Origin of the sequence: Corynebacterium sp. HMSC065D07, from assembly GCF_001810695.1 — a bacterium.
GTDB classification, from domain to species: domain Bacteria; phylum Actinomycetota; class Actinomycetes; order Mycobacteriales; family Mycobacteriaceae; genus Corynebacterium; species Corynebacterium hesseae.
Genome location: NZ_KV802434.1, coordinates 129,249 through 148,286, shown reverse-complemented (window position 1 = coordinate 148,286; position 19,038 = coordinate 129,249). Strand labels below are relative to the sequence as shown.

20 protein-coding genes and 1 tRNA gene are annotated in these 19,038 nt (G+C 59.8%); 9 read left to right on the top strand and 12 right to left on the bottom strand.

The features are described from left to right. Nucleotides 1-96: 96 nt before the first annotated feature. Complete coding sequence (locus tag HMPREF2760_RS04620; protein WP_070523213.1) at nt 97-1,473, top strand: DUF4185 domain-containing protein; 1,377 nt, start codon at nt 97-99, stop codon at nt 1,471-1,473. A gap of 39 nt (nt 1,474-1,512) precedes the next feature. Here the strand turns inward: HMPREF2760_RS04620 and coaE are convergent, their stop codons facing one another. Further along, nucleotides 1,513-2,115, bottom strand: coding sequence for a dephospho-CoA kinase (gene coaE / locus HMPREF2760_RS04615; protein ID WP_070523216.1), 603 nt, complete (start codon nt 2,113-2,115; stop codon nt 1,513-1,515). 115 nt (nt 2,116-2,230) lie between these two features. Then, nucleotides 2,231-3,691, bottom strand: coding sequence for a 30S ribosomal protein S1 (rpsA, locus tag HMPREF2760_RS04610; RefSeq protein ID WP_010190105.1), 1,461 nt, complete (start codon nt 3,689-3,691; stop codon nt 2,231-2,233). A 241-nt stretch (nt 3,692-3,932) separates the two neighbouring features. Between rpsA and HMPREF2760_RS04605 the strand changes: the two genes are divergently transcribed. Together HMPREF2760_RS04605 and HMPREF2760_RS04600 are read left to right on the top strand one after the other, a co-directional pair. Beyond that, nucleotides 3,933-4,673 carry a class I SAM-dependent methyltransferase gene (locus tag HMPREF2760_RS04605; RefSeq protein ID WP_070523219.1) on the top strand — a complete coding sequence of 247 codons (741 nt, stop codon included), beginning with the start codon at nt 3,933-3,935 and terminating at the stop codon, nt 4,671-4,673. Between the two features lie 61 nt (nt 4,674-4,734). After that, nucleotides 4,735-5,205 carry an RDD family protein gene (locus HMPREF2760_RS04600; RefSeq protein ID WP_070523222.1) on the top strand — a complete coding sequence of 157 codons (471 nt, stop codon included), beginning with the start codon at nt 4,735-4,737 and terminating at the stop codon, nt 5,203-5,205. 4 nt (nt 5,206-5,209) lie between these two features. Here the strand turns inward: HMPREF2760_RS04600 and polA are convergent, their stop codons facing one another. Next, a complete protein-coding gene (polA, locus tag HMPREF2760_RS04595) occupies nt 5,210-7,861 on the bottom strand; it encodes a DNA polymerase I (RefSeq protein WP_070596732.1) in 2,652 nt (883 codons plus the stop codon). A gap of 91 nt (nt 7,862-7,952) precedes the next feature. Between polA and HMPREF2760_RS04590 the strand changes: the two genes are divergently transcribed. From HMPREF2760_RS04590 to HMPREF2760_RS04565, 6 genes are all read left to right on the top strand, one after another. Continuing rightward, nucleotides 7,953-8,026: transfer RNA gene (locus HMPREF2760_RS04590), tRNA-Leu, on the top strand. A 67-nt stretch (nt 8,027-8,093) separates the two neighbouring features. After that, the gene (locus HMPREF2760_RS04585; protein ID WP_070529889.1) at nt 8,094-8,369 is read left to right on the top strand and encodes a hypothetical protein; all 276 of its coding nucleotides are present in this window, start codon (nt 8,094-8,096) and stop codon (nt 8,367-8,369) included. A gap of 136 nt (nt 8,370-8,505) precedes the next feature. Continuing rightward, the gene (locus HMPREF2760_RS04580) at nt 8,506-9,321 is read left to right on the top strand and encodes a DUF368 domain-containing protein (RefSeq protein ID WP_070596731.1); all 816 of its coding nucleotides are present in this window, start codon (nt 8,506-8,508) and stop codon (nt 9,319-9,321) included. A 3-nt stretch (nt 9,322-9,324) separates the two neighbouring features. After that, the gene (locus HMPREF2760_RS04575; protein ID WP_070596730.1) at nt 9,325-10,206 is read left to right on the top strand and encodes an ABC transporter substrate-binding protein; all 882 of its coding nucleotides are present in this window, start codon (nt 9,325-9,327) and stop codon (nt 10,204-10,206) included. Further along, the gene (locus HMPREF2760_RS04570; RefSeq protein ID WP_070522219.1) at nt 10,199-11,152 is read left to right on the top strand and encodes an amino acid ABC transporter permease; all 954 of its coding nucleotides are present in this window, start codon (nt 10,199-10,201) and stop codon (nt 11,150-11,152) included. Before HMPREF2760_RS04575 ends, HMPREF2760_RS04570 begins: the two co-directional genes overlap by 8 nt. After that, nucleotides 11,152-11,916: an amino acid ABC transporter ATP-binding protein gene (locus tag HMPREF2760_RS04565; protein ID WP_070596729.1), complete on the top strand. Its 765-nt coding sequence runs from the start codon at nt 11,152-11,154 to the stop codon at nt 11,914-11,916. The genes HMPREF2760_RS04570 and HMPREF2760_RS04565 overlap by 1 nt, the downstream gene beginning before the upstream one ends. Before the next feature lie 179 nt (nt 11,917-12,095). Here HMPREF2760_RS04565 and nusB read toward each other — a convergent pair whose 3' ends face one another. From nusB to HMPREF2760_RS04520, 9 genes are all read right to left on the bottom strand, one after another. After that, nucleotides 12,096-12,626: a transcription antitermination factor NusB gene (nusB, locus tag HMPREF2760_RS04560; protein ID WP_070529882.1), complete on the bottom strand. Its 531-nt coding sequence runs from the start codon at nt 12,624-12,626 to the stop codon at nt 12,096-12,098. Nucleotide 12,627: 1 nt separating this feature from the next. Next, nucleotides 12,628-13,191 (bottom strand): elongation factor P, encoded by a 564-nt coding sequence (gene efp / locus HMPREF2760_RS04555; protein ID WP_070522210.1) that lies wholly within the window; start codon nt 13,189-13,191, stop codon nt 12,628-12,630. 94 nt (nt 13,192-13,285) lie between these two features. Beyond that, nucleotides 13,286-14,377, bottom strand: coding sequence for a M24 family metallopeptidase (locus HMPREF2760_RS04550; protein ID WP_070563300.1), 1,092 nt, complete (start codon nt 14,375-14,377; stop codon nt 13,286-13,288). 42 nt (nt 14,378-14,419) lie between these two features. Continuing rightward, complete coding sequence (aroQ, locus tag HMPREF2760_RS04545) at nt 14,420-14,845, bottom strand: type II 3-dehydroquinate dehydratase (protein WP_070529866.1); 426 nt, start codon at nt 14,843-14,845, stop codon at nt 14,420-14,422. A gap of 18 nt (nt 14,846-14,863) precedes the next feature. Next, on the bottom strand, nt 14,864-15,934 hold the full coding sequence (gene aroB / locus HMPREF2760_RS04540; RefSeq protein WP_070563297.1) for a 3-dehydroquinate synthase: 1,071 nt from the start codon (nt 15,932-15,934) through the stop codon (nt 14,864-14,866). Between the two features lie 75 nt (nt 15,935-16,009). Continuing rightward, nucleotides 16,010-16,519 (bottom strand): shikimate kinase, encoded by a 510-nt coding sequence (locus HMPREF2760_RS04535; protein ID WP_070563294.1) that lies wholly within the window; start codon nt 16,517-16,519, stop codon nt 16,010-16,012. Further along, nucleotides 16,516-17,727, bottom strand: coding sequence for a chorismate synthase (gene aroC, locus HMPREF2760_RS04530; protein ID WP_070563056.1), 1,212 nt, complete (start codon nt 17,725-17,727; stop codon nt 16,516-16,518). Before aroC ends, HMPREF2760_RS04535 begins: the two co-directional genes overlap by 4 nt. 51 nt (nt 17,728-17,778) lie before the next feature. Beyond that, the gene (locus tag HMPREF2760_RS04525) at nt 17,779-18,171 is read right to left on the bottom strand and encodes a prepilin peptidase (RefSeq protein WP_070563053.1); all 393 of its coding nucleotides are present in this window, start codon (nt 18,169-18,171) and stop codon (nt 17,779-17,781) included. 56 nt (nt 18,172-18,227) lie between these two features. Continuing rightward, nucleotides 18,228-19,034, bottom strand: coding sequence for a shikimate dehydrogenase (locus HMPREF2760_RS04520; RefSeq protein WP_070563050.1), 807 nt, complete (start codon nt 19,032-19,034; stop codon nt 18,228-18,230). Nucleotides 19,035-19,038 lie beyond the last annotated feature (4 nt).

The window sequence follows — 19,038 nt, the reverse complement described above, 5'->3', positions numbered from 1 at the left end:
AGATTAAGCACTCAAGATGAACGGGGCACGAGCACAAGGTAAATTTTAGCCACCATATGCTTTAAAAGTTGCCGCTCTCCTTTAGAATCGGCTGGCATGAAGTTTCGTTCCCTCGCCAGCGCAGTGACCATCGCCGGTCTCGTGCCCGTCGCTATCGTGTCCCACACGCCCACCGCCCAAGCTTCTCCGTGTACGGCCTATTCGAAGTCCGGTAGCTTCACGTCGAAGCCCGAGGCCTCCGGGCCGGGAGGTGGCTCTTCGCTAGGAGGGCTCGACGCGCTGCTGGGTAGCTCCTCTCGTTCGAGCAGTTCAGGTGACTCCGCAGCACCACAGCGCAGCAACTATAACCAGCGCCAAATCACCGGCGGACCGACCCAAATCATGCAGCTCATCACCGGTTCCGGTTCCCCGAACCGCACCGACCAAAAATTCGACATTTCCGGAACCGACCTCGGCATTGCCTACTCTGACAACGCGGGCCGCTCCTACTACGTCTTCGGCGATTCCATGGATTGTTCGAGCGACGGTGATGGGTGGCGTTCCAACCTCCTCTTGCGCACGAGCGACCACGACTATGGTGATGGCCTGCGTCTGGAGGAGGCGCTGACTAATTCCGGATGGTCCGCCAATGGCCGTGCAAAGGAGTTCATCCCCTCCCAGAAGGTGGGAGATCAAGATACCAACGGCGAGCGCACCACCATCCCCACGGCGGGCATCGTGGTCGACGGCGTGCACTACATCGACTACATGTCCGTGCGCTCTTGGCACGACCCGAAAACCGGCTGGTCAACCAACTTTGGTGGGACCGTGAAGTCGACCGACGGCGGAGTCACGTGGCGCGCGGTACCGGAGGCCACACGCACTAACGCTAGCCACGGGACGAACGCTCCCATTCCCGGCGGCGCAAACTACCGCCCAGGGTTCGAAAAGCTGCAGCAATCGGCCTTCATCGAGCACGACGACTATATCTACCGTTACTCCACGGGAAACGGCCGCCGTGGCCCGGCATATTTGTCCCGCGCGTTGAAGTCTGAATTCCCCAACGAAGATGCCTTCAGCTACTACTCAGATGGCTCATGGGTGAAGGATCCCGCGCGGGCCACCGAGGTGCTCGATGGCAAGGTCTCCGAGCTTTCCGTGGCCTACAACCACTACTTGGGCAAGTACGTCACCATGTATGGAGTGGAGGGAGAGGGCATCGTCATGCGCACCGCAGATAGCCCCGAAGGACCGTGGTCACCGCGCCGCATGCTTGTGGGCGCGAAGACCACCGAGGTTGTCAGCGGCGAGCCACTCAACGACACGTACGCGCCCTTCGTGCTGCCAGACCAGGATGACCAGCACCTGTATTACACGCTGACATCGTGGCACGATTACAACACCATGCTGATGCGCACTGACCTTGATTTCGTGGGCGAGGACATGGAAAACAACGACCACATCGCAGTCTCTGACGTCATAGCAACGCGCTAGGAGCTTCTGCCAGGAAGTTGCTGCTAGGAAGCTGCGTGCCTAACCTAGGCGGGCGCGCAGCTTCTCGGCGACCCCCTCGACCTGCTCATCCAGTGCTTCGAGGGGGCCGTTGTTGTCAATGATGAAATCAGCGACAACACGCCGCACGTCGTCCGGAATCTGCGCCGCAATCCTGCGGCGCGCGTCCTCCTCATCCAGCCCGCGGTATGCCACCAGGCGGCGCACACGCTCCTCTGCGTCAACGTCAACAACAATGGTGGCGTCCATATCCTTGTGGAGTCCTTTGTCCACGAGGAGCGGCATATCGTAGACCACGAAATCGGCACCAGCCTGCCGCGCTGCGTCGAAGCGGGCTTGGGTTTCCTCGTTAATGCGCGGGTGCGTAATCGAGTTGAGCACAGCGGTCTTCTCGCGACTAGAGAAGGCACGGGAAGCTAGTAACCCCCGGTCCAGGCTCCCATCTTCTTGGAGAATGTCTTCCCCGAAAGCCTGCGCCAGTTCTGTAAGCGCTGGTTGACCCGGTTCAACAATGTCCCGGGCTATCTGATCGGCATCCACTAGTTCCCAGCCGTGGCGCACGAGAAGCTGCGCCACAGTCGATTTTCCGCTGCCGATTCCGCCGGTGAGTCCAATGAGTTTCATACCGGCTTAGGATACGCGAAAGGCCGCCCCTCCCACAGCGGGGAGAAGCGGCCTTTCTGCAAGAACTAGATCGTCTCGGACTAATCGGCGGAGCCTATCCGAGAGGACTTAGCTTTTAGTTGCCAGCGAGCTTGTCGCGCAGAGCAGCAAGCTGCTCGTCGGAAGCGAGGGAGCCGCCAACCTCTGCCTGAGAATCGGATGCCGGAGCTGCATCCTGAGACTCGGAAGAGTAGTTGGAGTTGGCAGCGGACTCGGCGGCCTCAGCGGCTGCAGCACGGTTGCGCTCGATCTGAGCGGTGTGCAGGTTGAAGCGACGCTCGGACTCTGCGTAGCGAGCCTCCCAAGCCTGGCGCTGCTCGTCGTAGCCCTCGAGCCACTCGTTGGTCTCCGGGTCGAAGCCCTCCGGGAACACGTAGTTGCCCTGCTCGTCGTAGGAGTCAGCCATGCCGTACTTGGACGGATCGAACTCGTCGGTGTAGTCCTCGTCTGCCTGCTTAACGGACAGGGAGATGCGGCGACGCTCGAGGTCGATGTCGATGACCTTGACCATGACTTCCTGGCCAACGTTGACAACCTGGTCCGGAACCTCCACGTGGCGCTGAGCCAGCTCGGAGATGTGGACGAGGCCCTCGATGCCCTCCTCGACGCGAACGAAGGCGCCGAACGGAACGAGCTTGGTGACCTTGCCCGGGACGATCTGGCCCACAGCGTGGGTGCGGGCGAAGACGCGCCACGGATCCTCCTGGGTTGCCTTCAGGGACAGGGACACGCGCTCGCGGTCCAGGTCGACGTCGAGAACCTCGACGGTGACCTCGTCGCCCACAGTGACAACCTCGGACGGGTGGTCGATGTGCTTCCAGGACAGCTCGGAAACGTGAACCAGGCCGTCGACACCGCCGAGATCGACGAAGGCGCCGAAGTTGACGATGGAGGAGACAACGCCCTTGCGGACCTGGCCCTTCTGCAGCTGGTGCAGGAACTCGGAGCGGACCTCGGACTGGGTCTGCTCGAGGTATGCACGGCGGGACAGGACAACGTTGTTGCGCTGCTTGTCCAGCTCGATGATCTTGGCCTCGAGCTCCTGGCCGATGTACGGCTCCAGGTCGCGGACGCGGCGCATCTCAACGAGGGAAGCCGGGAGGAAGCCGCGGAGGCCGATGTCCAGGATGAGACCACCCTTGACAACCTCGATGACGGTACCGGTGACCGGCTCTTCCTTGGCGTGCAGCTCTTCGACGGCGCCCCAAGCACGCTCGTACTGTGCGCGCTTCTTGGACAGGATCAGACGGCCTTCCTTGTCCTCCTTGGTGAGAACAAGTGCGTCGATCTCGTCGCCGACCTCGACAACCTCATCCGGGTTGACGTCGTGCTTGATGGAGAGCTCGCGGGACGGGATGACGCCCTCGGTCTTGTAACCGATGTCGAGCAGGACCTCGTCGTGGTCAACCTTGACCACGGTGCCCTCGACGATGTCACCATCGTTGAAGTACTTGATGGTGGCGTCGACAGCTGCGAGGAAGTCCTCTGCGGTTCCGATGTCGTTGATCGCAACCTGAGGGGTGTTAGAAGTTGGCATGTAGTTATGCTCCGAATAAACGTAGGAGATCGTAATTGGACAGTTACGCGTCTCTTGAAAAGCGTCATTAAGCAGCGCGAATGCGCAAGGCTTAAGATGGATTTCAATCCCGACTCGCAGCCGTGCCGAGCTCTCCTACAGTAGCCCAGCGCGTCCCGAGTCATAGACACGCCCGTATAACCCTACATCCTCGCAGCTAAAACGGCAAATGCGCCATGGAAAAAGAATTGGGAAAGGAAGAATGTCTGCAGCAGCGTTTTCGGCATCCTCTGCCAACCGAGATTTTTGGGATCGTGACGCCGATTCCTACCACGCGGAGCATCCCGAGTACCTATCCTCTTTCTACTGGTGCCCGGAAATGCTGCATGAGGCTGAGGCGCAGCTGCTTGGTGACGTCTCCTCCGCCACCGTTCTCGAGCTGGGTTGCGGCTCTGCGCCGTGCACGCAATGGCTGCAAGGACGCACGCACTTTGCGACGGGTTTTGATCTCTCGTCGGGAATGCTCTCCCATGCCGCGCCCGAGCTACCACTAGTCCAAGCTGATGCCCTAGCGCTTCCCTATCGAGACGAATCCTTTGACGTCGTCTTCTCCGCCTTCGGCGCCTTGCCCTTCGTAGCAGACCTGGACGCGGCGCTGCGCGAGGTCCACCGTGTCCTGCGTCCACGTGGACGCTTCGTCTTTTCTGTGACGCACCCAATGCGCTGGGTCTTCCCCGACGATCCCCAGAACCTCACAGCAGAGCTGTCCTATTTTGAGCGCGCCTACCTCGAGCAGGATGCCAACGGTGAGCTTAGCTATGCCGAGTTTCACCGCACGATGGGTGATTGGGTGCGAGCACTACAGGTTCGCGGTTCCTTCGAGATTTGCAACCTCATCGAACCCGAGTGGCCAGAGGGCCTCGACATCACGTGGGGCCAGTGGTCTCCAGAACGAGGTGAAATTTTCCCTGGCACCGCCATCTTCGTGTGCGAAGCACGATAGCCCGGACGCCTGCCCACCCTGGTGCGGAGTGTGCCGCCCGCAGCGAACTAAGCTGGCAGCCATGCTTTTAGAACGCCTCGGGATTTTCCTACGCCGCACGGTGGCCTGGTGGATTGACGCCTTCCTCGCCGCCGCTGTCATCGTGGTAATCAAATGGGCAATCAACCTCAGCACCGACGGAGTATTGAACGGCAGAGCAGGAGCTATCTACGACATCATCGCGCTCGCCCTCGTCTTCTACGTCTACCGGGTGTGGGCGGAGTCAATTAAGCACACTTCTCTGGGCAAGTGGTCACTGAAGCTAGAAGTCATCGCTGAGCATCCCGGAATCGCCAGCGCAGCAATTCGCAACAGCTGGCTACTCCTTACTCTTGTTGCACTGACAGGGCTCCCCTATGTTGAGGCAACCATCTTGGCCATCCTTGGCCTCAGCGTCCTTGTGCTGGGCCAAACCCCCTTCGACCTACTCGCCGGGTGTTTAGTCGAGCGCCGCACGCCCACCGAGGACGAGCGCGCGGTGGGCTTGACCTAAGCCCCTAGTGCGCTGCGGCATCCCAGTTCTTGCCCACGCCAACGGACACCTCGAGTGGCACAGTCAACTCGATAGCCTTGTCCATTTCGCGCTCAAGGATGCGCTGCACGTCTTCTGCCTCCCCGGGAGCCACCTCCACGACAAGCTCATCGTGAACCTGAAGCAGCACGCGCGAGGCCATGCCTTCAAGGGCCTTATCCACGCGGATCATGGCAACCTTGATGATGTCCGCAGCAGTTCCCTGGATGGGCGCGTTCAAGGCCGCGCGCTCGGCGTTTTCTCGCGCCACGCGGTTATCGGAGTTGAGCTCCGGCAAGTAGCGGCGGCGCCCGAAGACCGTCGAGGTGTAGCCATCCTTACGAGCTTGCACGACCACATCGTCGAGGTAGCGCTTCACGCCACCAAAGCGTTCGAAGTAGCTCTCCATAATTTCCTTGGCTTCCCGTGCCGGGATGCCCAGCTGCTGCGATAAGCCAAAGGCGGAAAGCCCATATACCAAGCCATAGGACATAGCCTTGACTCGGCGGCGCAGCTCCGAGGTGACCTCATCCACCGGTACATCGAAAACCTTGGATCCGACGTAGTTATGCAGGTCCTCGCCTTCGCGGTAAGCCTCGATGAGCCCGGGGTCTGCGGAGAGATGCGCCATGACGCGCATCTCAATCTGGGAGTAGTCGGCCGTGATCAAGGTCTCAAAGCCTTCGCCGACCACAAAAGCCGAACGGATCTGGCGTCCTGCCTCAGTACGCACCGGAATATTCTGCAGGTTCGGTTCCGTCGAAGACAGACGGCCCGTCGAAGTCACCGTTTGGTTAAACGTGGTGTGGATGCGGCCATCCGGCTGAATGGTCTTAATGAGACCTTCCAGCGTTGTCTTCATCTTCTGATACTCGCGGTGGGCCAGCAGGTGATCCAAGAAGGGGTGCGGATGAGTTGCAGCAAGCTGCTCAATTTCCTTAGCCGCGGTGGAATAGCCGGTCTTGGTCTTCTTCGTCTTCGGCATGTCAAAGGTATCGAAGAGCACCGACTGCAGCTGCTTCGGGGAATTCAGGTTGAGAGAATCATCACCGGCCAGCTCGCGGGCGGCGCGTTGCTGTTCATTGACCTGCCCAATGAAGGCATCGCGCTGAGTTTCTAAGACATCTCTGTCGACCGCAATACCGGCAGCCTCCATGCGGGCAAGGACGCCTACCAGCGGCAACTCCAGGTCGGTATAGAGCTCGAAGGAGTCAATCTCCTGGAGTTGACGCGTTAGTTCTGCCGCTAACTCCATAATGGCAGCGGCCTGATCCACCAGTGGGTTCTCATCAAGGATGGAGAGCTGCTCCGTGGCCGCTCCAAGGGACTTCTGTAGGTGACGCTGGTACACGTCCGTCAACGCATACGTGCGCTGCCCCGGACGCAAGAGGTAGGCGGCAAGGGCGGTGTCGTGGGCAATTCCGTGCAGTTCAATCCCCCGGCCGGCCAACATGTGCCAGGCGGCCTTCGCCTCGTGTAGGTATTTCGGCGAGTCTGATGACAGCCACGCGGCCAGCGCGGCGTCATCCTCAGCATCGAGATCTGCCAACTCAATCTGGCGGCCCTCAAAGGAGGAATCGACCAGTGCCAGTGCCGCAGCATCACCCGCGCCCGGGGTCCCATCACCTTGTACGAAGACTGCTACGTCTTCCTTACCCTCGAGCCACTCAGCCAGCGGTGTGTCCACCACGGTAACCGTGACGTCCGGGGCTTCCTCTGCCGCAGCGGCTTCGGCGTTGGCGTCGTGCGGGACGGCGTTGAGGACCCGCTCGCGCAGGTTGGTGCCGAATTCGAGCTCGTCGAAGCGAGCCGCAACCTCGCTAGCGACCGCTCCCTTAAACTCCAGATCCGCAGGGCCCACCTCCAGGTCCATATCCGTCACCATTTGGGTGAGCTGTCGGTTGAGCTTGACCTGTTCGATGCGGTCGCGGAAGTTCTGGCCCGCCACCCCCTTGATCTCCTCGGCATGCTCGATGAGCCCGTCGAGGGAGCCATACTGGGTAATCCATTTCGTGGCGGTCTTCTCCCCCACCTTTGGCACGGAGGGCAAGTTATCGGAGGGGTCGCCACGCAGGGCCGCGAAGTCTGGGTACTGCTGTGGGCTCAGACCGTACTTCTCCTCCACTGCCTCTGGAGTAAAGCGATGCAGCTTGGACACCCCGCGCATGGGATAGAGGACGGTCGTGGAGTCGTCGACAAGCTGCAAATAGTCGCGGTCACCGGTGACCAGGAAGGTCTCATAGTCCGCGCCCGCCTGCGTGGACAACGTAGCCACGATGTCATCGGCCTCGAAGTTCTCGCGCGACAGCGTGGTGATTCCTAGCGTCTCCAAAACCTCACGGATGAGCTCAACCTGCCCCCGGAACTCTTCCGGCGCGGCTTCACGCTGTGCCTTGTAGTCAGGGAACATCTCCGTGCGAAAGGTCTTGCGGCCCACGTCGAAGGCTACCGCGACGAAGTCCGGCCTCTCCTCCGCCAAGATATTCGCCAGCATAGAAAGGAATCCGTAGACCGCATTCGTATGCTGCCCGCCCGAGGTAGAAAAGTTCTCCGCGGGCAGTGCATAAAATGCGCGGAAGGCCATGGAGTGGCCGTCGATGAGCAAGAGTCGGGGCTGAGAAGTAGTCACCCGGCCCATCCTAACGTGTTGCGCCAATCAGCACCGACGCTGCCCTTAGGCAGCCAATTAGGTTCCCATTGGTCAGCTGCGCTAGTATCGTTGCTTGTGCGCCCCTGTAGCCCAATTGGCAGAGGCAACGGATTCAAAACCCGTGTAGTGTGAGTTCGAGTCTCACCAGGGGCACAATTCCACCCCGCAACAGAGAATGTTGTGGGGTATTAGTCTTTTCAACCGAAAGGAACCCGTCATCATGCGTCGCACGATCATTGCCTTGAGCACCGCAGCCGCCCTTACCTTGGGCGGTACCACTGTTGCTACCGCTGCGGAATCCAGCACCGACAAGGAAGTTTCTTCCAAGGTGGAAGGCTCCTCTTATTACCAGGAGCTGCGCAAGTCCGCAGCCTCCTCCGATGACCCGCAGTTGAATACCTTCTACACCGTGCTTCTCGACGGTCTCGTAGGCCTCGCCGCCTTCGCCATCTTGGGCTCAATCTATGGCGAAGTGGCAAAGCGCTTGCCGATGTAGTCAACGTATAACCTTCTATGGGCTGAATAGTTTGCATAAGCGCGTCGCACAATGAGAGAATAAGGAGTCATCTGCTCATTCCTCTCCCTCGGCACGGCATCCCCACCGAGGAGACTGTCAACGTTACTTTCGGTTTATGCACTATATTCTTAACGCCATTCGCGGCGCCCTCATTGGCATGGCCGAGCTGGTCCCCGGAATTTCCGGAGGCACCGTCGCGCTCATCGTAGGCATCTATGAACGCGCTTTGCACAACGCCAATGATCTCATTTCCGGCCGTTTCAAAAAGGTTGAATGGGGCTTCCTCGTCTCAGTCGCCGCCGGCATGTTCCTTGCCGTCTTCGGTTTTTCCACGTTGCTCCACAACTTTGTGGAAGGGCAAGTGTCCTTGTCCCGCGCATTGTTCCTCGGCATGGTCGCCGTGTCCATCATCGTTCCAATTAGCATGATGTCGCGGTTTACGCCCGCGTCCATCGCTGCATTCATCATCGCCACCGTCGCGATCTTCTTCGTTACCGGCTTTACTTCAACTCCCGTCGAGGACCCCAGCCTGATTGTGGTGTTCTTGGCGGCCATGGTGGCCGTCTGCGCGCTCGTCCTCCCCGGCGTGTCGGGCTCACTCATCTTGCTGACGATGGGCCTCTACCAGCCTGTCATTGGCGCGGTCTCTGACCGGAACATGACCGTCGTGGGCGTCTTCGCCCTCGGCGCGGTGTGCGGCCTTGCCGCATTCGTCAAGGTATTGAATTACCTACTCGATACCCACCGCGATCCGACCCTCGCCGCCATGGCCGGCTTTATGCTGGGCTCACTTCGCGCATTGTGGCCGTGGGGCGCGGACCAGGATGCTTCAACACCGCTTATCCTGCTCATGTTCGCGCTCGGCGGCATCATCGTCGCCATTTTCATCGTCGTGGATAGGCGCAAAGCCGCAAGTTATCAAGAGAGTTAAAGCATGAATAAGAAGAAGGCCGTCGTGGGCGCCGTCGGAGCGCTGGCCTCTGTTGCCCTCTCCGGCTGCGTCACCAACGAGGAGCCGGCGCTGCCAGAAGGCTGGTCAGAGCCTAACGTGGACGAAGTACCCGAGATCGCCGCGATGTACCAGGACGCAGATGGGGTCCTCACCGTAGGCACAAACCCACCGTTTGCGCCTTTCGAGTTCAAGGATTCCGATGGTTCACTCATCGGTCTTGAAATGGACTTGGCCAATGCAGTCGCTCAAGTGATGGGCCTCAAATTCCAGCCGGTGGAGCAGGACTTTTCCATGATTTTGCCGGCAGTCCAGTCCGGGCAGATTGATCTCGGCGGGTCTGGGTTTACCGATACCGATGAGCGCCGTGAGAACTTCGATTTCGTCGATATCCTCTACGCCGGCATTCAGTGGGCGGAACTCACCGACGGCCCCAACAAGGTTGATCCATCGAATCCCTGTGGCCTCACCGTCGCGGTGCAACGCACCACCGTGTCCGAGACGGACGACTTACGTCCGAAGCAAGAAGCCTGCGATGGGGACCTGACCATCCTTCCCTATGACACGAGTGACAACGCCGCCCTTGCGGTACTCATGGGCCGCGCGGACGCGCTTTCGGCGGACTCACCAGTCTCTGCGTGGGCGGTCAACCGCTCGGGCGGGCGTATGTCCATGGTCGGCGAAATGTTTGACGCCGCTCCCTATGGGTTTGCCGTACCTAAGGACTCCGAGCTCGGACCTGCCGTGGCGGCCGCGCTCCAGCACCTTATTGACACCGGGACCTACGCAGAAATCCTCAAAAAATGGGGCGTTACCGAGGGACTCGTCGAACACGCAATGATTAATGAAAGGCCGATCAATGACTAATTCCTCTCTCCCAGCAGCATCGGATTCTGCGGCTTCGGCTACCCCACCAAAGATCGAAGCCCGGCCACTTCGCCACCCGTGGCGATGGGTCTTCGCCGCCCTCCTCGTGCTCCTTGCTGTGTGGTTCGTCATCTCTTCGGCGCGCAACGAGGCCTTCGGATGGGGCACTTACTTCCAGTACCTCTTCGACACTCGCATCGCCACCGCCGCGCTGCATACCATCGCGATTACGATACTGGCGATGATCATCGGCGTCGTGGGCGGCGCCGCTCTCGCCGTGATGCGTATGTCCCCCAACCCCGTGCTCGGCGGTGTGTCCTGGCTCTTCCTGTGGCTGTTCCGAGGAACCCCAATCTACGTGCAGCTCGTCTTCTGGGGCCTGCTCTCCGCGCTCTACCAATCCATCAACCTCGGGTTTACGGAGATTTCTCTCACGGAGGTACTCACCAATGCATTCCTGCTCTCCGTGCTCGGTTTGGGCCTGAACGAAGCCGCCTACATGGCGGAAATCGTCCGCTCCGGCATCTCCTCAGTTCCCGAGGGCCAGAAGGAAGCCAGCAAGGCCCTGGGTATGGGTTGGTGGATGACCATGCGCCGCACGGTTCTCCCGCAGGCCATGCGCATCATCATCCCGCCGACCGGTAATGAGTTCATTTCCTTGCTGAAGACGTCTTCCCTTGTGGTGGCAATTCCCTACACCGCAGAGATTTTCGGCCGCGCCACGGATATTTCCGCTGCGCTTTTCGAGCCCATCCCGCTACTCATGGTGGCAGCGACGTGGTACCTGGCCATCACCTCGCTTCTTATGGTGGGCCAGTACTTCTTGGAGCGCCGCTTCGAACGTGGCGCCACCCGCGAGCTCACCGGCCGCCAGCTGGCTGCGCTGGCGGATGCTGAAGGAACCATTCCCCGCAACGTGTCTGTCATCCCGGAGGTAAAGAACTAATGACCACCCCAATGATCTCTGCACAGAATGTGTATAAATCCTTCGGTCAGCTCGAGGTTCTCAAGGGCATCGATCTCACCGTCATGCCCGGCAAGGTCACTTGCCTACTGGGCCCCTCCGGTTCCGGAAAATCAACCTTCCTTCGCTGCTGCAATCACCTAGAGAAGGTCACGGCCGGCCGCCTCTACGTCGACGGCGAGCTCATTGGATTTCGTGAACGCAACGGCGTGCTCTATGAAATCTCCGAAAAGGAAGCCGCCGCTCAGCGCCAAGACATCGGCATGGTGTTCCAACAGTTCAATCTGTTCAGCCACCGCACAGTCCTGGAGAACATCATCGAGGCCCCCGTCCAAGTGAAGAAGCAGAATCCAGAGCAAGCAAAGAAGAAAGCGATGGAACTGCTGGAAAAGGTGGGCCTCGCGCACAAGGCAGATGCGTACCCGGTGCAGCTTTCCGGTGGTCAGCAGCAGCGCGTCGCCATTGCCCGCTCTGTGGCCATGGATCCAAAGCTGATGCTTTTCGACGAACCCACCTCCGCCCTCGACCCCGAGCTGGTCGGCGAAGTCCTCCGCGTTATGAAGGAGCTTGCCGCCGATGGCATGACCATGCTCGTGGTTACTCACGAGATGGGCTTTGCACGTGAAGTCGCCGACAACATCGTCTTCATGGACGGCGGCAGCGTCATTGAAACCGGCACCCCCGAGCAAGTCTTGGACAATCCGCAGCACCAGCGCACTAAGGATTTCCTCTCTTCGCTGCTCTAGCACGCAGCATCACTAACGCAACTGCCCTAGTTGCCAACACCTTTGCTCCTGCCGCAGGCAGGTTCAGGATCATTGGCAGCTAGGGCAGTTTCCTATTTGACCTCGGCCAAGACAAAACTCCGGCCAGTTCACAAAGGATAGCTGGCCGGAGTTTCGGGATTCAGGGAAAGACGTGGGCTCTACTCGGAGTCGCCTTCATCTTCCGCAGTCTCAGCGGGTTCTTCAGATTCCTCGGCAGATGCCGAGTCCATTGGGCTATCCGCAGACTGGGCCTGGATGACGTCATCCAACACAGCGTGGATATAAGGTGCTGCCTTGTCATTGGAGTATTCCGAGGCAAGCTCCACGCCTTCAACGAGCGCGGTAGCGTTAGGCACATCCGCGTTGAAGAGGATTTCCCATACCGCTACGCGCATGATCGCACGATCGACGGCCGGGATGCGCTCGAGCGACCACTCGCTGGAGAGGTAGCGGGCGATCGCATCATCGATGTCATCCAGTTCTTCGGCAGCTCCGCTGACGATTTCGCGGGTGTAGTCCGCGACCGGCGCCACGCCGTTTTCAGGGTCGCGGGCCAGCTCTACGCGGTCCTCAACGATGGCTACCGGATCGACGTCGCGCGATTCAGCTTCGAAAAGAATGTCCGCGGCGCGGCGACGTGCTCGGTAGCGCGCCGTGTGGCGCTTATAGTTTGGCTCTGGTTGGGTCATCTTAGTTGTTGACGCGAGAGAGGTACTCGCCGGTACGGGTATCAATCTTGAGAACGTTTCCGATCTCAATGAACAGCGGAACCTGAATCTCGGCACCGGTCTCGAGCGTTGCCGGCTTGGTGCCACCATTGGAGCGGTCACCCTGCAGGCCCGGTTCGGTGTGCTCCACCTTCAGGTCAACGGAGATCGGCAGCTCGCCGAACAAAGCCTCACCGTCATGGAAGGACACCTGAACGCGCATGTTCTCCAGCAGGAACTTGCCAGCGTCGCCGAACTTATCAAACGGAAGCTCGAACTGCTCAAAAGTCTTATCATCCATGACCACGTAGTTCTGGCCATCGTTGTACAGGTAGGTCATGTCGCGGCGGTCGACGTTGGCGGTCTCCACCTTCACACCAGCGTTAAAGGTCTTGTCGGTCACCTTGCCAGAGACCACGTCCTTGAGCTTGGTGCGCACGAATGCCGGGCCCTTGCCGGGCTTGACGTGCTGGAACTCAACAATCTGCTGCAGCTTGTTGTCGATCTTCAGAACGAGGCCGTTCTTGAAATCAGTGGTATCTGCCATGAAATGACTCTCCCAAATAACTTGTAGTCGAAACTATGAAAACAGTGTCTAAGCATACCGTACGCGCATCAAGTACGGCGCCAAGGGGTGCTAGCTACAGCACCTGAAGGTCCTTCGGGTAAGCCGTGATGATCTTCGGGGCCCCTGAAGTGATAATGAGGCTGTCCTCGATGCGCACTCCTCCCTTGCCTGGGACGTAGATGCCGGGCTCAATGGTCAGGGTCATGCCCTCAGCCAACGTACCCTTTCCGGTTGTGGCCGCATAAGGCCCTTCATGCACGTCGAGACCAATGCCGTGGCCGGTGGAGTGAACGAAGTAGTCACCATAGCCAGCATCGGCAATAATGTCGCGGCAGGCCGCGTCGACGTCGAGAAGCTTGGCACCTGGCACCGCTGCCTTGACACCCGCTTCCTGGGCGCGCAGGACAATGTCATAGATTTCGCGGGCGAAATCAGAAACCTCACCGATGACGAAGGTACGGGTGCAGTCTGAGTTAAAGCCGCGGAGGTGAGCGCCGAAGTCAATCGTTACCAAATCGCCCTTGCGCAGTTCGCGGTCATCCGCACCATGGTGGGGCTTTGCAGAGTTCTCGCCGGAGGCCACGATGGTGTCGAAGCTCACGCGTTCCGAGCCAAGCATGCGCATCCGGTATTCAAGGTCGGCGGCCACCTGGCGCTCCGTGCGTCCAGCGGCTACTTCCCCGGCCTCGACGAGTTCGGTCAGCGCCTGGTTTGCCAAAGCTGCGATTTCTTCGAGTTTTTGAAGCTCGACATTGTCCTTGACGAGGCGAATCTTCTCTACTACGCCGGTGACAGGCACCAGAGTAACGCCCTCCGGTTTTGCTTTCTCCAGCCGCTCAAGTTGTGAAACGGTGACATAGTCGGCTTCATAGCCAACGCGAAGGTCCTCAGAAACCTGCCCCAGCAGGTGCGGGCCCACATCGCGACCGAGGCTGGCTTCGATATCCGGGACCTCTTCAGCAATTTGTGTGGTGTAGCGGCCGTCCGTAGCCATGAGCGCGGAGAGGTCCTTGCGCAACAATAGACCACCATTCGAACCGGAGAAGCCGGTAAGGTAGCGCACGTGCGTCAAATGGGTGACGATGATCGCGTCGACGCGCTGACCAGAGAGCTCGGTCATGAGCTTGCGGCGGCGGTTGCTATAACGAGTATCGGCTAATGCCATATGAGAACCACTCCATTCATTTCAAGCGATACTCCATGATAGCTAATTTGCGAGGAAGTACCCCAGTGCCGCGACATATCCATAAGAGCCAAGCCCAGCGATGACACCGCGTGCTATCGGGCTCAGGTAGGAGTGCTGACGGAATGCTTCCCGCGCGTGCACATTAGATAGGTGTACCTCAACGAAACCTGCACCATCGGCTACTTCCGCTAGGGCATCGCGCAGTGCCACCGACGTATGCGTAAACCCACCCGGATTGATGATGACGGGCCAGCCTTCGTCGGCGGCACGATGCACCTGCTCGATGAGCTCGCCCTCGTGGTTGGACTGGAAGAAGACGATCTCTTCCTCCCCCGCCGCTGCGCGGACGCGACGCTCGATGTCCTCTAGGGTTTCGCTGCCATAGATTTCTGGTTGACGCTTGCCCAGACGGTTGAGGTTCGGGCCGTTGAGAACGAGAATGGTCATGGCAAACTCCTTAAGCTTTTATGAGGCGAGCTGCGCATAGGCTGCTCGTAGCTCGTCGACGGTAGCATCTTCCAAGCGCGTGGTTTCCCCGATTCCCGTGAGGGCCACAAAACGGATGTGGCCACCGCGGTTCTTCTTGTCATGGCGCATGCCATCCAGCAGCTGTTCGAAATGGCCCTGCTCATAGGTTGTGGGCAACCCAATTCGGGTGAGAATGTCGCGGTGGGTGGCTACAAGGTTGGCGTCGATAAGCCCGCGTGCGTGGGACAAGTAGGCGATGAACATCATGCCCACTGCTACCGCGCGGCCGTGGCGCCAGGTGTAGTTTTCGCGGCGCTCTACGGCGTGGCCGAAGGTGTGGCCGTAATTGAGGGTTTCGCGCAGCCCCGATTCCTTTAAGTCCTGGCCCACCACGTGCGCCTTGACCGCGATGGAACGCTGGATGAGCTCGGGCAGCAGGCCGTCGGGCTCCAGGCAAGCGGCAGGATCCGCAAGGTAATGCTCGATGATGCGCGGATCATGGATGAAGCCAGTTTTGATGATCTCCGCAGAACCGGCGACGATTTCGTCGGCAGGTAGGGTGCGCAGGTGGTCCAGATCGACAAAGACTGAGTCCGGCTCGTGGAAAGCCCCAACAAGGTTCTTGCCTGCGGCAGTGTTAATACCTGTCTTTCCGCCGACGGCCGCGTCCACCATCGCGAGCAGTGTGGTCGGTGCCTGGATTACTGGGATGCCGCGCATCCACGTCGCTGCGGCAAAGCCTGCCAAGTCGGTCACGGCACCGCCGCCGAGACCAATAACGGCGTCCCGGCGGCTGAAACCAGCCTCCCCGAAGGTATCCCAAAGCCGGGCAAGTACATCGAGCTGCTTAGCTGCCTCTGCATCGGGCACTTCGACCAGAGTTGCCTCTATTCCCTGTGCACGGGCTTGCTCGGCGAGGTCACCGGCAGCCTGCGCGAGCGGCGGCTGGTGAATGACCGCCACCTTAGCCGCTCCAATGTCCGCCACGCGCCCAATGACTTCTGTGCTCAGACCAGTGCCAATTGTGACTTCATAAGGTGAAGGTCCTTTAACCGGAATAGTGTGCATGAGTAGTGCTCCTTTGGCTGGGCTAGCGGTGATTGTGCGGCTTCATCATGAGGTTAAAGCAAATCAGCCGGCGATTTAGAGGGTTTCAAGGAAACTCAGAATATCGCCCACTACCTGTTGCGGGGAGCGCACACCAGTGCGCACCTTCAAATCAGCTACCTCCGAGTAAAGGGGGCGGCGCGCCTCCAAAAGCTGGGTATAGTGCGCCAATGGATCTGCAGATTCCAACACGGGGCGGTTCGCATCACCCAACGTGCGGCTTACGCCTTCTTCCGGCGTGACATCGAGGAATACGACGGTCAGGTTATCAAGCAAGGCACGTGTGGATTCGGTCAGCACTGCTCCGCCGCCGAGGCTCACGACCCCAGTGGTGGACAGTGCCTCGCGCACAGCTTCTGCTTCTACCTCACGGAATGCCGGCTCACCCAGTTCAGAAAACACCTCACCGCAGGCCTTGCCGTAGCGGGCCTCGATCAGATCATCAGAATCAACAACGTCACAGTTCAGCGCCCGTGACAAGCGGCGACCAATCGTGGTCTTTCCAGAGCCGGGAGGCCCAACTAAGACGACGTGTGGGGAGCTCATGCTTCACCCCAATCCAGGCGGCTTGCCACATAGTCCTGGTAGGAGGCGATATTCCGCTTAGTCTCAGCGAGGCTATCTCCACCAAACTTTTCCAACACGGCGCGCGCAAGGACCAACGCCACCATTGCTTCTGCGACAACACCAGCAGCCGGAACCGCACACACATCGGAGCGCTGATGGATGGCGGTCGCCGCTCCACCTGTGGCCATATCCACCGTCTTCAAGGCGCGCGGAACGGTGGAAATCGGCTTCATCGCCGCGCGCAAGCGCAGCGTCTGGCCGTTAGTCATTCCACCTTCTAGACCGCCCGCCCGGTTAGTTTCTCGATCCACGCCGCGATCGGTTCGGACCATCTCATCATGAGCCTCGCTTCCACGACGGCGGGCCTCAGCAAAACCATCACCGACTTCAACGCCCTTGATGGCCTGAATGCCCATCAAGGCAGCGGCGAGCTGTGCGTCGAGACGGTCCTCCCCTGACGTGTGCGAGCCCAAGCCAATTGGCAAGCCCTCCACGATGACCTCAACGATGCCGCCAAGGGTATCGCCTTGCTTCTTAGCGGTTTCAATTTCTGAGATCATAGATTCCTCTGCGGCCTTATCGCAGGCCCGAACTGGAGAAGCATCGATAGCTTCGATTTCTGCAAAGCTGGGCGACGGGCCTTCGTAGGGATCGGAGGCGCCAATCGAGATCACGTGGGAGAGCACTTCGACGCCCAATGTTTCACGGAGGAAATTGCGTGCGACGGTGGCTGCGGCCACGCGGGCGGCGGTCTCACGCGCGGAAGAGCGCTCCAAGATGGGGCGCGCCTCCGAGTGATCAAACTTCACCATGCCAGCAAAATCAGCGTGGCCGGGGCGCGGGCGGGTCAGCGGGGCGCCGCGACCGGAAGCCATAGCTTTAGCGGACTCCGGATCCTCCGGATCCAAGGCATCGGGCGACATGATGGTGGTCCACTTTGGCCACTCAGTGTTGCCGATCATGATGGCGATAGGACTGCCCAGGGTCAAGCCGTGGCGGATGCCGCTGAGCAGGGTGAGGTCATCAGCCTCAAACTTCATGCGCGCGCCACGTCCATAGCCAAGGCGGCGGCGAGAGAGCTGGAGAGCGATGTCGTCTTGGGAAACGGGAACCCCGGCGGGCATGTGCTCAATGAGTGCAATGAGCGCTTGACCGTGAGATTCACCTGCGGTAGTCCAACGAAGCATGCGGACTATTATCGCATGCCAGGGCTTCTTTCGTGGTCACTAGGCCAACTATCACACCGTGTTGGGGCTAAAGAACACGACGAGAGCCGCAGCAAACAGCATCCCGGGACCATGCGCAGGCGCCCTATCCCGCGTGATGATTCCCCACAACACGGTGCTGAGCGCCGCCCCCATCATCGCCAACGCAACCCCTGGTAGGCCCGCTGCGTGGGCGGTCACCATTCCCAGAGGCAGAGCTAGCTTGAGGTCGCCCCCGCCCACGCTTCCGGCACGGCTAAACCAGGCCACGAGCACGTAGAGCCCTATCCAGAGCAGGCCCGCCAAACTGAACCAGCACAACGATAAAGCCGCGGCTGGCAGCGTCAGATAATTAGGCAAGCGCTTAAAACGCAGGTCATAAACAATTAAGGCGCACCCCCACGCCAAGAAAAGCACGTCCCCCATAGCCCGCAGCCTACCGCGCGGAAAGACAAGGCGCACGCGGTGGTTTGGGGAACCGATCAGGATAGCTTGAGCGCCTTGTTTAATGCAGCCAGCATCTCTGCCCGTGGAGCGGTGTGCCCTGTAAACTGCTCGAATTGCGAATAGGCCTGGTTGGCCAACATGACGTGCCCGCCGACTGTCGGGTAGCCGTCGGCAGCGGCATAAACGGTCAACGGAGTTGGCCACGGATCATAGATAACGTCAAATACCGGAGCTTTGGCCAGCTGCGTTAGGTGCTCTTCCACGGCGGCGGAGGGAACGGTGGAGACCACGAGATCTACCGAACGCGCAAGCCCCGCGAGATCATCGCTGAACGTTGCCGCGTGGAGGGTGAGGCCAAGGTCATCAGCCAGCGGGCGCAGCTCGGCGAGGCGGTCGGAGCGATTGAGCACCGTAACGTCCTGCACACCGCGCTGGGCTAGGCCCCACAGGACAGGCCGTGCGGTTCCACCTGCTCCGATGAGCAGTGCCGTCGACGGTTGGGACGTTCCAAGCAGCTCGTCGAGCGCGCCCAGAACTCCCTCAGTATCCGTGTTATCCGCACGCCACCCGTCTTCGGTGCGCACCAGGGTATTCGCGGAGCCGATGAGCTCGGCGCGTTCGCTGACGATGTTCGCGCAGGCGAGTGCGTCGAACTTGAGCGGCATGGTGACCGAAAAGCCGCGGTACTCCTCCCCCGCATCGGCGAGGAAGGCAGCTAGGTCCGTCACCTCAATCTTGGTGTAGTCCCAATCCTCCAAATTCACAGCTTCATAGCCTGCGTTATGGAGGACCGGGGACAAGGAATGAGCGACAGGGCTGCCCAGAACTGCGGCGCGGGGCATCAGG

What these genes read in the sequence shown, in the direction of transcription:
- HMPREF2760_RS04570 (WP_070522219.1), top strand. Translation starts at nt 10,199, where the DNA reads ATGACTAATTCCTCTCTCCCAGCAGCATCGGATTCTGCGGCTTCGGCT.
- efp (WP_070522210.1), bottom strand. Translation starts at nt 13,191, where the DNA reads ATGGCAGATACCACTGATTTCAAGAACGGCCTCGTTCTGAAGATCGAC.
- HMPREF2760_RS04575 (WP_070596730.1), top strand. Translation starts at nt 9,325, where the DNA reads ATGAATAAGAAGAAGGCCGTCGTGGGCGCCGTCGGAGCGCTGGCCTCT.
- coaE (WP_070523216.1), bottom strand. Translation starts at nt 2,115, where the DNA reads ATGAAACTCATTGGACTCACCGGCGGAATCGGCAGCGGAAAATCGACT.
- aroB (WP_070563297.1), bottom strand. Translation starts at nt 15,934, where the DNA reads ATGCACACTATTCCGGTTAAAGGACCTTCACCTTATGAAGTCACAATT.
- HMPREF2760_RS04580 (WP_070596731.1), top strand. Translation starts at nt 8,506, where the DNA reads ATGCACTATATTCTTAACGCCATTCGCGGCGCCCTCATTGGCATGGCC.
- nusB (WP_070529882.1), bottom strand. Translation starts at nt 12,626, where the DNA reads ATGACCCAACCAGAGCCAAACTATAAGCGCCACACGGCGCGCTACCGA.
- HMPREF2760_RS04535 (WP_070563294.1), bottom strand. Translation starts at nt 16,519, where the DNA reads ATGAGCTCCCCACACGTCGTCTTAGTTGGGCCTCCCGGCTCTGGAAAG.
- HMPREF2760_RS04520 (WP_070563050.1), bottom strand. Translation starts at nt 19,034, where the DNA reads ATGCCCCGCGCCGCAGTTCTGGGCAGCCCTGTCGCTCATTCCTTGTCC.
- rpsA (WP_010190105.1), bottom strand. Translation starts at nt 3,691, where the DNA reads ATGCCAACTTCTAACACCCCTCAGGTTGCGATCAACGACATCGGAACC.
- HMPREF2760_RS04620 (WP_070523213.1), top strand. Translation starts at nt 97, where the DNA reads ATGAAGTTTCGTTCCCTCGCCAGCGCAGTGACCATCGCCGGTCTCGTG.
- HMPREF2760_RS04565 (WP_070596729.1), top strand. Translation starts at nt 11,152, where the DNA reads ATGACCACCCCAATGATCTCTGCACAGAATGTGTATAAATCCTTCGGT.
- aroQ (WP_070529866.1), bottom strand. Translation starts at nt 14,845, where the DNA reads ATGACCATTCTCGTTCTCAACGGCCCGAACCTCAACCGTCTGGGCAAG.
- HMPREF2760_RS04585 (WP_070529889.1), top strand. Translation starts at nt 8,094, where the DNA reads ATGCGTCGCACGATCATTGCCTTGAGCACCGCAGCCGCCCTTACCTTG.
- HMPREF2760_RS04605 (WP_070523219.1), top strand. Translation starts at nt 3,933, where the DNA reads ATGTCTGCAGCAGCGTTTTCGGCATCCTCTGCCAACCGAGATTTTTGG.
- HMPREF2760_RS04525 (WP_070563053.1), bottom strand. Translation starts at nt 18,171, where the DNA reads ATGGGGGACGTGCTTTTCTTGGCGTGGGGGTGCGCCTTAATTGTTTAT.
- HMPREF2760_RS04600 (WP_070523222.1), top strand. Translation starts at nt 4,735, where the DNA reads ATGCTTTTAGAACGCCTCGGGATTTTCCTACGCCGCACGGTGGCCTGG.
- polA (WP_070596732.1), bottom strand. Translation starts at nt 7,861, where the DNA reads ATGGGCCGGGTGACTACTTCTCAGCCCCGACTCTTGCTCATCGACGGC.
- HMPREF2760_RS04550 (WP_070563300.1), bottom strand. Translation starts at nt 14,377, where the DNA reads ATGGCATTAGCCGATACTCGTTATAGCAACCGCCGCCGCAAGCTCATG.
- aroC (WP_070563056.1), bottom strand. Translation starts at nt 17,727, where the DNA reads ATGCTTCGTTGGACTACCGCAGGTGAATCTCACGGTCAAGCGCTCATT.